General features: G+C 63.3%; 10 protein-coding genes, 1 tRNA gene and 1 pseudogene. 2 read left to right on the forward strand and 10 right to left on the reverse strand.

All coding sequences use genetic code 11. The features are described from left to right. The 10 genes and pseudogenes from BEN49_RS03390 to BEN49_RS03435 form a co-directional block, all read right to left on the reverse strand. Nucleotides 1–374, reverse strand: a 374-nt coding sequence (locus BEN49_RS03390) for a transposase (protein ID WP_141765610.1), incomplete at its 3' end; no start/stop codon positions are given. Nucleotides 375–518: 144 nt separating this feature from the next. Beyond that, nucleotides 519–1133: pseudogene (locus BEN49_RS03395) on the reverse strand (sigma-70 family RNA polymerase sigma factor); the annotation flags it as partial. 72 nt (nt 1134–1205) lie between these two features. After that, the gene (locus BEN49_RS03400) at nt 1206–2102 is read right to left on the reverse strand and encodes a helix-turn-helix domain-containing protein (RefSeq protein ID WP_083325726.1); all 897 of its coding nucleotides are present in this window, start codon (nt 2100–2102) and stop codon (nt 1206–1208) included. A 33-nt stretch (nt 2103–2135) separates the two neighbouring features. After that, nucleotides 2136–2996, reverse strand: a complete 861-nt coding sequence (locus BEN49_RS03405; RefSeq protein ID WP_193415756.1) for an SDR family NAD(P)-dependent oxidoreductase — start codon at nt 2994–2996, stop codon at nt 2136–2138. 83 nt (nt 2997–3079) lie between these two features. Beyond that, the gene (locus BEN49_RS03410; RefSeq protein ID WP_498366024.1) at nt 3080–4165 is read right to left on the reverse strand and encodes an alpha/beta hydrolase; all 1086 of its coding nucleotides are present in this window, start codon (nt 4163–4165) and stop codon (nt 3080–3082) included. 531 nt (nt 4166–4696) lie between these two features. Then, nucleotides 4697–5122 carry a response regulator gene (locus tag BEN49_RS03415; RefSeq protein ID WP_070740773.1) on the reverse strand — a complete coding sequence of 142 codons (426 nt, stop codon included), beginning with the start codon at nt 5120–5122 and terminating at the stop codon, nt 4697–4699. Between the two features lie 4 nt (nt 5123–5126). After that, nucleotides 5127–8075 carry a PAS domain-containing sensor histidine kinase gene (locus BEN49_RS03420; RefSeq protein WP_070740776.1) on the reverse strand — a complete coding sequence of 983 codons (2949 nt, stop codon included), beginning with the start codon at nt 8073–8075 and terminating at the stop codon, nt 5127–5129. 197 nt (nt 8076–8272) lie between these two features. Further along, the gene (locus BEN49_RS03425) at nt 8273–10024 is read right to left on the reverse strand and encodes a sensor histidine kinase (protein ID WP_070740779.1); all 1752 of its coding nucleotides are present in this window, start codon (nt 10022–10024) and stop codon (nt 8273–8275) included. A gap of 522 nt (nt 10025–10546) precedes the next feature. Further along, nucleotides 10547–11881, reverse strand: coding sequence for a Zn-dependent hydrolase (locus BEN49_RS03430; protein WP_070740782.1), 1335 nt, complete (start codon nt 11879–11881; stop codon nt 10547–10549). A 234-nt stretch (nt 11882–12115) separates the two neighbouring features. After that, nucleotides 12116–12187, reverse strand: a tRNA-Glu gene (locus BEN49_RS03435). Nucleotides 12188–12453: 266 nt separating this feature from the next. Here BEN49_RS03435 and gap point away from each other — a divergent pair. Together gap and BEN49_RS03445 are read left to right on the forward strand one after the other, a co-directional pair. Next, a complete protein-coding gene (gap, locus tag BEN49_RS03440) occupies nt 12454–13461 on the forward strand; it encodes a type I glyceraldehyde-3-phosphate dehydrogenase (protein WP_070740785.1) in 1008 nt (335 codons plus the stop codon). Nucleotides 13462–13557: 96 nt separating this feature from the next. Then, the coding region (locus BEN49_RS03445; protein WP_162276470.1) for a diacylglycerol/lipid kinase family protein at nt 13558–13875 on the forward strand (318 nt) is incomplete at its 3' end.

Here is a 13875-nt window from a genome sequence, read left to right on the forward strand (position 1 = left end):
TTGCTTGCCGGCATCATAGCCGTGACAGCCCCCCTTTTAGCGCCCGTCCGAACCGACTGCGTATCAATCGCGCCCGCCGTGGGCTCGGCTGCCCGGCTGGGTTGGCGCACCGCTCGACGCAGGCCATCCATCAACCGGTCCCAGGTCCCATCCGCGCGCCACGCCTCGAACTGTTTGTAAACCGTGCGCCAGGGCGGTAGGTCGTGCGGCAGCAGATGCCAGGCACTGCCCGCCCGGGCTTGGTAAAAAATGGCGTTGAGCAATTCCCGTTTGGAATGCAGCGGCGGCCGGCCGTAGCCACTGGTGGCCACATAGGGCTCCACTAGAAGCCACTGCTCATCAGATAAATCGGTTGGATACGCGCGGCGATTCATGCTATAAAGTTAAATCTCTATGCTTTTACCCTATGTCCTCTTAGGCGATGCGTTGGTAAAAGGTGCCTTTTTGATCTTTGCTTGAGTTGCCAAGAACCAGCCTATACGGGTCTTCTTTAAAGGGAAAGGAAACTGATAAAGGGCCTAGCCCATATACGATTTGAGTGATTGCGAGCGCGAGGTATGCTTGAGGCGGCGAATGGCCTTCTCCTTTATCTGCCGCACCCGCTCGCGGGTCAGGTTGAACTGCGCGCCAATCTCTTCTAGCGCCGCGTGGCCATTGAGCCCGAAGTGCAGCGTCACGATGTCGGCCTCCCGTCGGGTCAGGGTCGAGAGCGCGCGCTGCACCTCCCGGCGCAGGCACTCGTGCAGCAAGCCCGCATCCGGCGTGTCCCCGCCCTCATCTTGCAGCACGTCGAGTAAGCTATTTCCCTCGCCCTGCACGAAGGGCGCGTCCATTGAGACGTGGCGGCCCGAAATCTTCAGCGTGTCCACTACTTCGGCGGTCGTCAACTCCAGCAGTTCCGCAATCTCGTCGGCCGAGGGCTCCCGCTCGAACTGCTGCTCCAGCTCGGCGAACGAGCGGCTGATTTTGTTGAGTGAGCCTACCCGGTTCAGCGGTAAGCGCACGATGCGGCTCTGCTCGGCCAGCGCTTGCAGGATGCTCTGGCGAATCCACCACACGGCGTAGGAGATGAACTTGAAGCCCTTCGTTTCGTCGAACCGCTTGGCGGCCTTAATCAGTCCCAGGTTGCCCTCCTATTTTTGAACAGAGCGCGTTTACGGCAGTACCGTTTTCGTGAACCTGTTGTCGGGAGTTGTCTGGGTTCTTTAAGCGGCTTGGCGAAACGCCAGCGGGGTGGTGCCGGTGTGCTGCTTGAAGAAGCGGTGGAAGTAAGTGGCGTATTCGAAGCCGAGGCGGTCGGCGATGTCGCCCACGGGCCAGTCGGTGTGGTGCAGCAGCAGCTTGGCTTCGCTGGTGAGGCGGTCGGCAATGTGGGCCGTGGTGGGCTTGCCGGTTACTTGCTTCACGGCCCGGTTCAGGCTGTTGACGTGCACGGCCAGCCGGTCGGCGTAGTCCTGGGCGTTTTTCAGCAGGGGCTCGTGGTATTCCTTCGTGACCGGGAACTGGATGTCCAGCAGGCTCAAGAACAGGTTGGTGACCCGCTCGGCGGAATTGGTGGCCACGGCCGGGTACGGGCGGGCCGGCTGCAGGCGGGCGGCCTCGTGGACGAGGAGCGAGAGCTGGTTGCGCAGCACGTCGTCCTGGTGCGCGTAGTCCGTGTTGAAGTCCCGGCGCATGCGGGCAAACACCTCGCTCAGGTAGCGCTGCTGCTCGGCGTCGAGGTAATACACCGGGTTGCCGTCGACGCGGTAGAGCACCGACTCTTTGAGGCTGACGCCGCGCATGGCCGAGTGCAGAAACGGCTCGGTAAAGGCCACGATGTACCCCTCCTGCTCCACGGAACCTTCGATGGGCTCCCACGAAAACGGCACCAAGCGGTTGGTAAACACCAACGCGGGCCGGTCGATAAGGTAGCTGCGGGTGGCGTAGTGCAGCTCGTTGGCTCCCCGCAGCACCAGCACGCACTTGAACACGTCGCGGCGGTCGTAGTGCCCCATGCCGCATTCGGCCTCTTGCATGGTCAGCACGGTGATTTCGCCCCCGGTGGGCGAGGCGCTCGGGTAGATGTCCGGGCGCGGCGACGGGGAGGGGATGGTAGCCATGAAGGGTATCAACGGTGGGGAGGAGAAAAAGGGTTAGCGGCCGGCGTTGGCCGCCGGCTCGTCGTTGGCCAGCGCGGACGACAACTCCCGGTAGGCCGCAGTTTCCTGCTGGAGCACGGCGGCGACCTGCTCGGCGGTGGCCACGGCATCGGCGCCGGCCAGGAAACGGTGGGGCAAAGGTATCTGGCCGGATATGGTCAGCAGCGCCTGGGCGAGCTTGGCGGGGTCGCCGGCCTGCTGGCCGTTATGGCCCTTCCAAAACTGCTCCTGCGCCGCCCGTCGCTGGTCGTAGTCGGCAATGGGGTTCGTGGCGAAACGGGTGGACTCCTCGGTGAGCAGCTCGGTGCGGAAGAAGCCCGGGTTGACCACCAGGGTGTAGATACCAAACGGCGCCACTTCGGCTTGCAGCGACTGCATCCAGCCCTCGAGGCCGAACTTGGAGGCAGCGTAAGCGGAGCCGAATTCGAAGCCGATGAGGCCCGCCGTGGACGAGATGGTGATGACCTGCCCGGCCCGCTGCCGGCGCAACACGGGCAGCACCGCCCGGGTCACGTTCATCGGCCCCAGGAGGCTGGTGGCCAGCTGCTGGTTCATCTGCTCTGGGCTCAGCTCCTCGAAGAAGCCGGCGTAGAAGTTGGCGGCGTTGTTGACCAGCACATCGAGGCGACCGAACCGGTCCACGGCGGCCTGCACGGCGGCTTCGGCATCGGCGGGGTTGGTGATGTCCAGCCTCACCACCAGCAGGTCGTCGGCTGGGCCAATGGCTTGGGCTACGCGCTCCCGGTTGCGGCCGGTGGCCACGACGGCGTGGCCGGTGGCGAGTACTGCTTTCGTGATGTCCAGGCCCATTCCCCGGCCGGCGCAGGTAATCAGCCATACTTGCTTGTCTGCCACGAGGGTGTTGTAAATGCTAGGGGTTGGCGAGAATTAGGTAAAGTGAGACCGTGGAAACGCGGTGGTTTAGCGGCGGGTACCGATTAGAGCGTGCGCTTGAAAAACGGCGTCAAGTGGTCCATGGCGCGTTCTGAGCCCTTGCCATCGTAGAGGTCCATGTGGGTGGCCCCGGCGATGAGGGCCAGCTCCTTCGGCCCCGCGGCTTTGGCGTACAGCTCCTGGCTGTGCCACAGCGAGCCGGCCGCAGTGCCGGCGACGAGCAGCAGGGGTTGCGTGAGCAGCGTTTCGGCCTGGTCGAACGTGTTGAACACCGCCCCGTAGCCGGCGCTGGTCAGCAGCATCTTGTTGGGGGCGTTGGGGTGCTGGCCGCGCGGCGTCAGGTAGTAGTCGGCGGCTTCTTGCAAATCGCGGGGCGCGGTGCGGTCGCCCACGTTCGGCACGTAGGGCACGTAGACCGGCGCGGCGCCGGCGGCTTCGGCGGTGCGCTGCTGGGCCACGGCTTCCAGGGTCGCCAGCTGACTGGAGGTGGTGGCCTTGCCATCCCACCCCTTGCGGCTCGCTGCGCCCACGTCCACCGCGCTCACGGTGGCCAAGGCCTTGATGCGGCGCTCGGTCATGGCCGCTTTGACGGTGGCCCCGCTACCGGCGCAGATGCCGAGCGCGCCAATGCGCTTGGCATCCACGTAGGGCAGCGTGGTCAGGTAATCGACGGCGCTGTAGATGTCGCCCACGCGCTTCATGGGGTCGTCGAGAAAGCGGGGCAGGCCCTCACTGGCTCCCTGGTGGGAGGCGTCGAACGCCAGGGTGACAAAGCCCTGCTCGGCCAGTCGCTTCGCGTAGAGGCCGGCGGTCTGCTCCTTGACGCCGCCCCCGGGATGCACCACGACAATGGTGGCGTAAGTTTTGGCCGCGTCGAACCCGGCGGGCAAATAGAGGTTGCCGGCCATCTGGAGGGCGCCATTTGGGAACTGCACGCTCTTCATCGTAGCAGCTGGCGGCTGGCGGCTGGGCGCGTACGAAACGCAAAAGGCCGCCCGCGTAGGTGGTCCGCCGGCCACAACCTGCTGGGTAGCGAGTACACTGAAAAGGGCGAGGATTGCCCACAAGCGGCGAATCTGTACCAAACGGCCTGTTGGGCTGGTTCCTGTTTTCTGCTGGATAGTGTTCATGACCTTTTTCGTTAGGGGTTCCTCGCTTTGCCACTGGTAGTAGTCATCAGGCAATTGCGTGATGGAAAGCACGACAAAGGTCCCCCTCCTAAAAAAGGCCGCACAACACGAATCAAACCGCTTTATGCACAAATCAAACAGACCCGATGAAAAGCACTGAGTCAAATACGAATTGGGGTTCTAATACTTGCTACAGTAGATTACAACCCTCCTTTCGGTGAACTCCTGCCAGCTGTCCATCAGGTGCCAGCGGGCCGCTGTGGGGCCGGGGGAGTTTAAGAAACCCGTCTACGAATCAAATTTTACGAAACGCGCCTCTGGGATGAGTTTCGTAAACTCCGATTTTGGCTCTTCGAAACGGCTTCGGCTTACCAAACGGAGTATTCGAAGTGTAACAAAAAATCCACCGGCGGGCACCAACCGAATGGCTGGAATACAAGGACCGGCTGCACTTGGAGGGGCAAGGCAGAAACGAAAGGAGCAGGCCACATGGTCCGCTCGTATCATTTTGGCAAGCAACCGTTTTGGCGGTTAGTTATGCCCCGCAGGGTATCCAAAATGCTCTTGCAGGACTTGGTTGATTTTCTCACGGGTGAGGGGCTTGGTGAGGTAGCCGGCGATGGGCAGGCCCTGCATTTTAGCGATATCGAGGGGGTTGAGGGAGGTGGTGAGCATGATGATGACCACCGAGGGGTTCTCCTGTTCAGGACGCTGGGCGTAGGCCTGCAGGAACTCAAATCCGTTCATCCGGGGCATTTTCATGTCGAGCAGGATGAGGGCCGGGCAGGTGGACGAGGTGGCCGCCTGGCAATGGGTATGCAGCAGGTCAAGGGCCTGCTGGCCGTTGCCGGCCACCAGCACGGCATCGCTGACGGCCATGCGCCGGAGCAGGGTTTGGTTAAGGAAGTTGGTGGTGTCGTCGTCGTCGACGAGCAGGGTGCAGGAAATGGCAGCCATGCGGTCAGGAAGGGATGTAAGAGGGGAACTGGTGCCCGGCGGGGTTGGTGGCGTGGGGCAGGAACACATAAAAGGTAGTGCCGGCCCCGAGCTGGCTGTGCACCTCGATGCGGCCGCCGGCGTTCTCGACCATGCGGTTAATCATGTAGAGGCCAATGCCCGTGCCTTCGACGTGGTCGTGGAAGCGCTGGAACATGGTGAACAGGCGTGGCACGTGCTTTTCATCCAGCCCGAGGCCGTTGTCGTGCACTTCGAGCACGGTGTGGTCCGGGCGCACGTGGGCTCGCACGTCGACGTGGGGCGTGCGGTCGGGGTGGCGGTACTTGACGGCGTTGCTGACCAGGTTGTAGACGATGCTGCGCAGGTTCTTCTCCGAGAAGTGAATGGGGGGCAGGGCCAGCACGTCGACGGTGAACTTGGCGCCGGCGGCCTCCAACTGGGGTTGCAGGTCCCGCCGGACGTCTTCCACCACGGCGGCCAGGTTGACCAGCGTGGCCTCGGCGGCGTGTTCTTTCTGCAGCCGGGAGACTTCGGTGAGGTGGCCGATGGTTCGCTTGAAGCGCTCCACGGCCTCGAGCATGCGGGCCAGGGTGGGGCCAATTTCTGGGTCTTGGGTTACGGCGGCGGGCAACTCTTCCTGCAGCAGGTAGAGCAGGCCCTCAATGTTGGAAATGGGCGCCTTGAGGTCGTGGCTGGCGGTGTAGATGAAGTTGTCGAGGTCGACGTTAGTGCGCGTGAGCTGGTGGTTGCTGTGGCTCAACTCGTGGTTGGCGGCCTGGAGCTGCTCGTTGAGGTGCTGCACCCGTTTGCGGTCCTGGACCTGGGCGGTCACGTCGGTGGCCACGGCCCCCACGCCGGTCACGGTGCCATCGGCGTCGCGCAGGGGCTGGTACACGAAATTCAGGTAGACGGTCTCGTAGGTGTCGCCCCGCCGCAGCTGGGCCGCGATGCCCTCGGCCACAAAGGCCTCGCCGCTGCTGCGCACCCCGTCGAGCAGTTCTTTGAAGCCTTGGTCCCGGATTTCGGGCAAGGCCTCAAATACGGGCCGGCCCAACACCTCGGCAGGAGTACGCCCCCACAGCTGGGCCACCAGGGGGTTGGCTATTTCCACGATGTACTCGGGGCCCCGAAGAAGGGCAATGGCCACCGGCGCCTGCTCGAAGAACTCCTGCAGCTGCTGCTCTTGCAGGGCCCGTTGCTGGCGGGCCTGCACCTGGTCGGTGACGTCGAAGGCAAAGATGGAAATGCCGGCAATTTCGTCGTTTTCGCGGTACGCCTGGTAGGTGAAGGTGTAGTACACCTGCTGCACGGGGCGGCCGTCTTCGGGCTGCACCCGCATGGGCAGCTCCAAGCCGAAGAAGGTTTCGCCGGTTTGGTACACGCGGTCGAGTTCGGTGAGAAAGCCCGCCTCCCGGGTTTCGGGCAAGGCCTCGGCCACCGACTTGCCGGTGAGCTGGCGCTCGGGGAAGAGTTGCTGGTAAGCCGCGTTCACGTACTCGAAGCGGTGCTCGGGGCCACGCAGCAGGGCCACGGCAGCGGGGGTTTCGGCCAGAATGCGAAACAGTGCCTCGCGCTCCTGCGCCTGCCGCTGGGCCGCCGCCAGCATGTCGGCCTGCAGGGCGTCGGCCTGCCGGCGGGCGCGCACCCGCTCGGTGACGTCGACGGCAAAGCTCATCACGCCTTCCACCTGCCCGGCGGCGTTGAACTTGGGCTGGAAGGTGATGTCGAAGAATTCCTCATGTAGCTCGCCGGTGTGGAAGCGGTCGAGGCGGCGGCTGGATTCGACGACGTGCTCGGGCTGGCCGGTGCGGTACACGCGGTCGAAGGGTTCGTTTTGCTCCTCGGGCAGCTCGGGCACGGCCTGGCGACGAGGCAAGCCGAGCAGTTGGCGGTCGGGCAGCAGTTCCTGGGTGCGCGGATGCACCAGGGTCCAGACATGATTGGGGCCCTGGAAGAGGTTAATATGGGCCGGGGCCTGGCTGAAGAGGCGCAGCAGGCGGTTGCGCTGCTCCTCGGCTTCGGCGCGGGCGGCCTCGGCCTCGCGGGTGCGCTCCTGCACGCGGCTTTCCAACTCCTGGTTAAGCTGCTGCACGTGCTGGCGGGCCCGCACCTGCTCGGTCACGTCGACGGAGAAATCCAGCACCCCGTCGATGCGCCCCTGGGCATCGCGCAGGGGCAGGAACACGGCGTTGAGGTACACCTGCTCGGGCCGACCGGTGGCGGTGAAGTCCACCCACAACTCCACTTCCGTGCCGTGGAAGGACTCGCCCATGCGGTACACCCCGTCGAGCACGTCGAGGATGCCCCCGGGGCCGGCCAGTTCGGGCAGGGCCTCCCGGACGGGGAGCCCCGCAAACGCGCGGGTGGGGAACAGCCGCTGGTAGGCCGGGTTGACGAGCGTAAACACCTGGTCGGGGCCCTCGTGCACCGCCACGTGGGCGGGCAGCTGCATGAGCATGTCGTAGAAGCGTTGGCGCTGTACCTCAGCTTCGGCACGGGCGGCCTTCTCGCGGGCCTGGCTCGCGCGCAGCGCTTCCTCCACCGCCGTGCGGGGCTGGTCGTTGCCGTCGGTGAAGTGGACGGCCAGCACGTCGCCGGAGCGCTGGGCCACGAGGTCGTAGTAGCCGTCGAGCTGGTCTTCCTGATAGAGGTTCTGGCGGCGCTCGACGCGCCCCGACAGGAAGGCATCGCGGTAAAACTGAAACACGCCGACCTCCGAAGCGGCTGGGAAGAGCGTCAGAAACGAGGCGGTGGGCTGCTCGGGCAAGTTCAGCATGCGCTGGGCCGCCTCGTTCAGCCGCACCCACGCCAAGTCGACGATGGCGGGGCCGTCGGCGGCGTACACGGGCCGCAGCAGCATGATGCCCGCGGGCGAGGTGGTGAACAGCACGTCGGCCAGGCCGTCCGGGGGCTGGGCATCGCCCGGCAGCGCCGGCGCAGCAACAGTAGTCATAGAAAAACGGATAGCGTGGCAGGGAGCGCCGGCGGCCCTGGATCTAGGGTACGCGTTGCGGATACCCGGCGCTGTTTGTTCCCTTACGGAGCGTTGCGGGCGGGTGTTCCCTGGTAGTGGCCAGTGGTCTGGAATTTCCAGCGCCGGTCTTGACGGGCGTCGCGACTTCCGAAAGCGTAGGCTAGCCCATTACCGGACTAGGCCGGGTCGGGTCGGATTTCTTCGGGCAGGCGCACGGTGAAGGTGCTGCCGGCGCCGGGCGTGCTGGCCACGTCGAACTCCCCGCCGCGCTGCCGCACCAGGGTTTGGAGCATGTGCAGGGCCAGGCCCTCGCCCTCGCCCTCCGTGCTCAGGCGCATGAAGGGCTGAAACAGCTGCTCCCGGTCGCGGGGCAGGTCGATGCCGCGGCCATTGTCGGCCACCGTCAGCACCAGCAGGGGCCCTTGCCGCGCGGTGCGCACGTACACCACGGGCGCCCGCTCGGGGGCCCGGTACTTGAGGGCGTTGTGCACGAGGTTCTTCAGGATGCTTTCCAGGTACACCCGGGGGAAGCACACGGTGGGCGCAGCGGTAAAATCCGCCGTCAGCGTGCCGTGCTGCTGGCGGCAGAAGTCGGCCAGCTCCGCCTCCACGGCGGTGTACACGTCGCGCCAGGCCACGGCTTCCGCCGGGAGAGCCACGGCGCCGTGCTGGCTGTGCAGAAGCTTCAGCAGCCCCTGTACCGTGCCGGACAGGCGGTGCACTTCCTGGTCGAACATCGCCACCACGCGGTGCTGGGCGGCTTCGGGCGCTTCCTGGTGGTAGACGTCGAGCAAGCCCTGCAGGTTGGTAACAGGGCCCTTTAGGTCGTGGGCCACGATGTGCACCAGCGAATCCAGCGAGGCATTCATTTCCCGCAGCACCTGGTTCAGGCGCTGGGACTCGTGCGCGGCCCGGGCCCGCGCCAGGGCCCGGCCGGCGTAGTCCGCTACCAGCGCCAGAAAGGCGCGGTAGTCGTCGTCGAGGGGGCGGCGGCTGCTCAACCCGAGGACGAGCACCGTGGCCGGCCCGCCGGCGTCGCCGGGCGCCAGGGAAAACAGCAGGGCCTGCCGTGGCGCCTCCGGCCAGGTGCCGGCGGGCAGGGGGCCCAACCGCTCTTCCAGGGAGGGTACCAGCACCGGCGTGCGCTGCTGCTGGGCCTGCTGCAGGGGCCAGCCCTGCGTGCGGGTTTCGGCGAAGGCAAGGCGGGCGGGGGCCGTGGGCTCGCCCGCGGGCAGGCCGAACCAGGCCTGCAGGGCGGCGTGGTCGGGGGTTGGCTCCTGGGTGTAGAGCAGGGCGAAGGGCAGGTCCTCCGCGTTGGTGGCCAGGGCGGCAATGAGGTGCTGGGCGGCTTCCGCCGGCGGCACCAGCAGGGCCATTTGGGCGGTGAGCCGGCTGAGCAGCGCCAGCCGCCGGTGCTGCAGCACCGTGGGCGTGGTTTCCAGCGCCGTGACGAAGATGCCGCCGACGGTGCCGGCCTCGTCGTATAAGGGGCTGTGGGAGAAGGTAAAGTAGGCCTCTTCCACGAAGCCCCGCCGGTTGGGCAGCACCAGGGAGTTTTCGAAGTAGGTAGTCTGGCCGGCCAGCACGGGCTGGAAGATGCCGAGCAGAAACGGCCACATCTCGCGCCACCACGGCTCGGCGGGCTGGCCCAAGGCGCCGGAGTGCTTGCCTTGCAGGATGGTGGCGTAACCATCGTTATAGAAGTGCACCAGCTCGGGGCCCCAGTGCACCATCATCGGGAAGCGCGAGCTGAGCATGATGCGCACGGCGGTGCGCAGGCTCTGCGGCCAGCCGTGCGCCGGCCCGAGCAGCGTGGCCGACCAGTCGAGCTGGCGAATCCGCTCGCCCATCTCGCCCCCGCCCGGAAACAGCCGGGCCAGCAATTCCGCTTCTGTGAGCAAGGCTTCTGTTTTGGGGGCAACAAGCATAGGGAGAAAGGCACCGGCGGGTGTGTTGGACTTTACTTTAGCAAGTTTACGATTCAAATGGAAGGGTGTTTAAGAGCAACCCTCTTGATTACCCAACTCAAGTCCATCCGGCTTTGTGCGGGACAGCACCGCCGATGAAGCCGGCACTTTGTGTCGCGTGTGGTGCTATTAAAGTCCGCGCTAAGACCCACTTGTTAGGACAGGTTTGGAAGTCTATTTAAACGGTGATTCAAACAGAGCAATCCCGTTTACGTGTTGCAAACGACGGACGGTAGCTTGTAAAAGAAGGGAATAGCAATCCCTCGCTCGCGGCCCTGAAAGGTGCACCTGGTTGAGCCACGAGGCGAAGGATTACTACCCCCTTCGGATTGCTTGAAATCCCCCTTTTTATACGGGTTGGAGGGCTGTCCTTTTTAATAAATTGATATAGATAATTTTAACGTACAACCCCCCTCCTTTGCCACCAGAGCCCTTCCCAGCGTTAAGTACTGGGCAGCTACACTCCTAAGTTAAGGGGAGTATTCAGTGTCCCTTTTGCTGGTCAATAGCCAATATCGTTTGCAAAAGCACATTGGCGCCATTGCTCAGGTCCACCGGTTTGGTAAATTCTTTGTATGAATGGCTGATGCCCCCCACGCTGGGCACGAAAATCATGGCCACAGGCGCAAGCGTGGCGATTTCCTGCGAATCATGCCCGGCCCCGCTTTGCATGACTTTGGTACTTAATCCCAGGGCTTTGGCAGCTGCCTGGATGGATTGCTGCAACGTCTTATCCGTTAGGGCCGGTTTTGAGGCGTTGGCTTGCCTCTCAAAGCGGATGGTGGTGTTGCTGTCGGTGGCAATCGCGGCGGCCCGCTTTTCTATTTCCCGAAAGAGCAGCTCAATTTTATCGGCTGACAAATCACGGATCTCTAACCCCAACACCACTTTGCCGGGAATGACATTGTACGCATTGGGCGTGGCGGCAATTCTGCCAATGGTCCCCACCTGATTGCCGGGCACCGAGTTGATTACCTCATTGACCGCCACGATTACTTTCGCGGCAGCCAGCAAGGCATCCTGCCGCATGGGCATGGGGGTTGTCCCCGCGTGGTTGGCAAAACCTGCTACGGTTACCTCCCAATGCACAATGCCGACAATGCCTTCTACCACCCCGATCTGGACGTGCTCCCGCTCCAAGATTCCCCCTTGTTCGATGTGCAATTCCAACCAGGCGTGGAGGTCCCCTTTTTTTCGGATGCACGATTGGATGTTGTCGGGATTGCCGCCAAGCGCTTTGATGCCTTCCGCCATGGTTAAGCCCGTTTGGCTTTTTTGTTGCAACCCCTCTTTGGTTAAAGCGCCCGCCATCGCCATGCTGCCAATCGTGCCCCCTTCTTCATTGGAAAAAATGATTACTTCCAGCGGGTGCTCGGTCAGCAGCTTGTTTTCGTTCAGCACCTCGATTACTTCCAGCGCACTGAGGGACCCCACGGGCCCATCGTAGTTTCCCCCGTCGGGAACCATGTCAATGTGCGAACCAAAGGCAATGGGTTTAAGCGCTTGGTTTTTCCCTTTTCGTTTGCCGATAATGTTTCCGGCGGCATCAATCGCTGGCTCAAGCCCCGCCCGTTTCAGCTGCTCAATCAACCACGCCCGGCCGTCGAGGTCGCCCGGGGTATACGCCACGCGGTAGCCATGGCCTTGGGCGTCCCGGCCAAATTTGGCTAGTTCGGCAATGCGGTTGACCAGCCGTTGTTCGTTTACTCGCAACTTGTTGCCGGCCACCACCGGTTTCCAATAGGGAGCCATTAGACCACCTGCCTTTACGCCCAAAACCGTAAAGGATGCGTTTTTAATAAAGGCTCTTCTTTTCATTGTTTTTTAGGGAAATCAGGTGGTCGTGGGGCAGGCAGCAAGCGCTATTTTTCAAGAGCTAGGACGTCGTCAGCCATGAAAATAGATAAACTCCGAAGGCTAGACGTTTCCGTGTCGGGGCTCGTTTTCGGGCGGCGCAGCCACTGCGCTTCAAAAGAAAAATAACGCTTGTCCCAGAAACCGTACCAGGTAAAAGCAAAAACGCCCTCAGCGCAGTGCTGAGGGCGTTTTTAGTAGTCCGTAGGGGAATCGAACCCCTGTTGGTAGAATGAAAATCTACTGTCCTAACCCCTAGACGAACGGACCGTTTTTCTGTTTTGGTGGTGCAAAGATACGGGCGTCATTTTGCCGGGCAAGGGGAGGAGGTGAAAAAAATGTCAGCTGGGACGTAACTGGCTTGTTTTTCAGGCTGAAAAAGTTGCGGAGCTCGTGTATGGCGGGGGTAGTGTGGCCGCCGGGGCCCCAGTTTCGTAAAAGCTGAAGGCGGGGCACCGGGCTTCCTGCTATCTTCGCCCCGCGTTTTACCAAGCCGCCGAAGGAGCGGCTTGCCACCTTTTTTTTTCTTGCTACCAATGGCAAAAATCAAAGTCGCCATCAACGGCTTCGGCCGCATCGGCCGCCTCACGTTCAAAGCCCTGCTGGGCCGCGACAACGTGGAAATCGTCGCTATCAACGACCTGACCGATAATAAAACCCTCGCCCACCTGCTCAAGTACGACTCGGTGCACGGCCGCTTCGATGGTACGGTGAGCTACGATGACAACAGCCTGACCGTGAATGGCCAGCACATTGTGGCCCTCGCCGAGCGTGACCCCAAGCTGTTGCCCTGGGGCAAAATGGGCGTCGACATTGTACTCGAAAGCACTGGCCGCTTCGTGGACGAGGCCGGCGCAGGCCAGCACATTACCGCCGGCGCTAAGAAAGTGGTGATTTCGGCCCCCGCTACGGGCAATATTCCCACGGTGGTGCTCGGCGTGAATGAGGACACCCTGAACGGCAGCGAAACTATTATCTCGAACGCTAGCTGCACGACCAACTGCCTGGCCCCCATGGCCAAAGTGTTGAACGACACGTTCGGCATCGAGAAGGGCTACATCACCACGGTGCACGCTTACACCTCGGACCAAAACTTGCAGGACGCGCCCCACAAGGACCTGCGCCGCGCCCGCGCCGCTGCCTACAGCATCATCCCCACCAGCACTGGCGCCGCCAAAGCCGTGGGTTTGGTGTTGCCCGAATTGAAGGGCAAGCTCGACGGCCTGGCCATGCGCGTGCCCGTGCCGGACGGCTCGATGACCGACCTGACCGTGATTCTGAAGCGGGAGGTGACCAAGCAGGAGATCAACGACGCGCTGAAAGCCGCCGCCGAGGGCCCCCTGAAAGGCATCATCGAGTACACCACCGACCCGATTGTGAGCATCGACATCGTGGGCAACCCCCACTCGTGCATCTTCGACTCGGAGCTGACCTCGGCCAACGGCACGCTGGCCAAGGTGATTGGCTGGTACGACAACGAAACTGGCTACTCGACCCGCACCGCGGACCTGATCCAGCGGTTGGGTGAGAAAATGAACGGCTAGTTTTAGCGCCGTTGTAATTCGGGCCGCCCGCTTCCTTTGGGGAGGCGGGCGGTTTTTTTGTCGCGTGGGGCCCAGGGCCCCGCTTGGTTTGCCCGCATGTCCAACACCTGTTTTATTCTGAACCCCACCGCGGGCCCCAACCGCCGCCGCGACGTGCCCGCGCTCATCGCCCGGCACTTTGGCGGAGCCAACCCAGCTGCCGCGTACGTGGTGCGGCACACCGAGGGCCCCGGCCACGCCGTGGAGCTGGCCCGCGCTGCGGCCGACGAAGGCTTTGCCGTGGTGGTGGCCGTGGGCGGCGACGGCACCGTGAACGAGGTGGGCCGCGGCCTGCTGGGCACGGCCGCCGCGCTGGGCATTGTGCCCCAGGGCTCGGGCAACGGCCTGGCCCCGCCACCTGAAGGTACCCCTGGG

The sequence above is a fragment of the Hymenobacter coccineus genome, from assembly GCF_001816125.1.
Classification (GTDB): Bacteria; Bacteroidota; Bacteroidia; order Cytophagales; family Hymenobacteraceae; genus Hymenobacter; species Hymenobacter coccineus.

Excerpts from the sequence above, each read along its gene's own strand:
- gap (WP_070740785.1), top strand. The coding sequence starts at position 12,454 with ATGGCAAAAATCAAAGTCGCCATCAACGGCTTCGGCCGCATCGGCCGC.
- BEN49_RS03420 (WP_070740776.1), bottom strand. The coding sequence starts at position 8,075 with ATGACTACTGTTGCTGCGCCGGCGCTGCCGGGCGATGCCCAGCCCCCG.
- BEN49_RS03430 (WP_070740782.1), bottom strand. The coding sequence starts at position 11,881 with ATGAAAAGAAGAGCCTTTATTAAAAACGCATCCTTTACGGTTTTGGGC.
- BEN49_RS03400 (WP_083325726.1), bottom strand. The coding sequence starts at position 2,102 with ATGGCTACCATCCCCTCCCCGTCGCCGCGCCCGGACATCTACCCGAGC.
- BEN49_RS03410 (WP_498366024.1), bottom strand. The coding sequence starts at position 4,165 with ATGAACACTATCCAGCAGAAAACAGGAACCAGCCCAACAGGCCGTTTG.
- BEN49_RS03425 (WP_070740779.1), bottom strand. The coding sequence starts at position 10,024 with ATGCTTGTTGCCCCCAAAACAGAAGCCTTGCTCACAGAAGCGGAATTG.
- BEN49_RS03415 (WP_070740773.1), bottom strand. The coding sequence starts at position 5,122 with ATGGCTGCCATTTCCTGCACCCTGCTCGTCGACGACGACGACACCACC.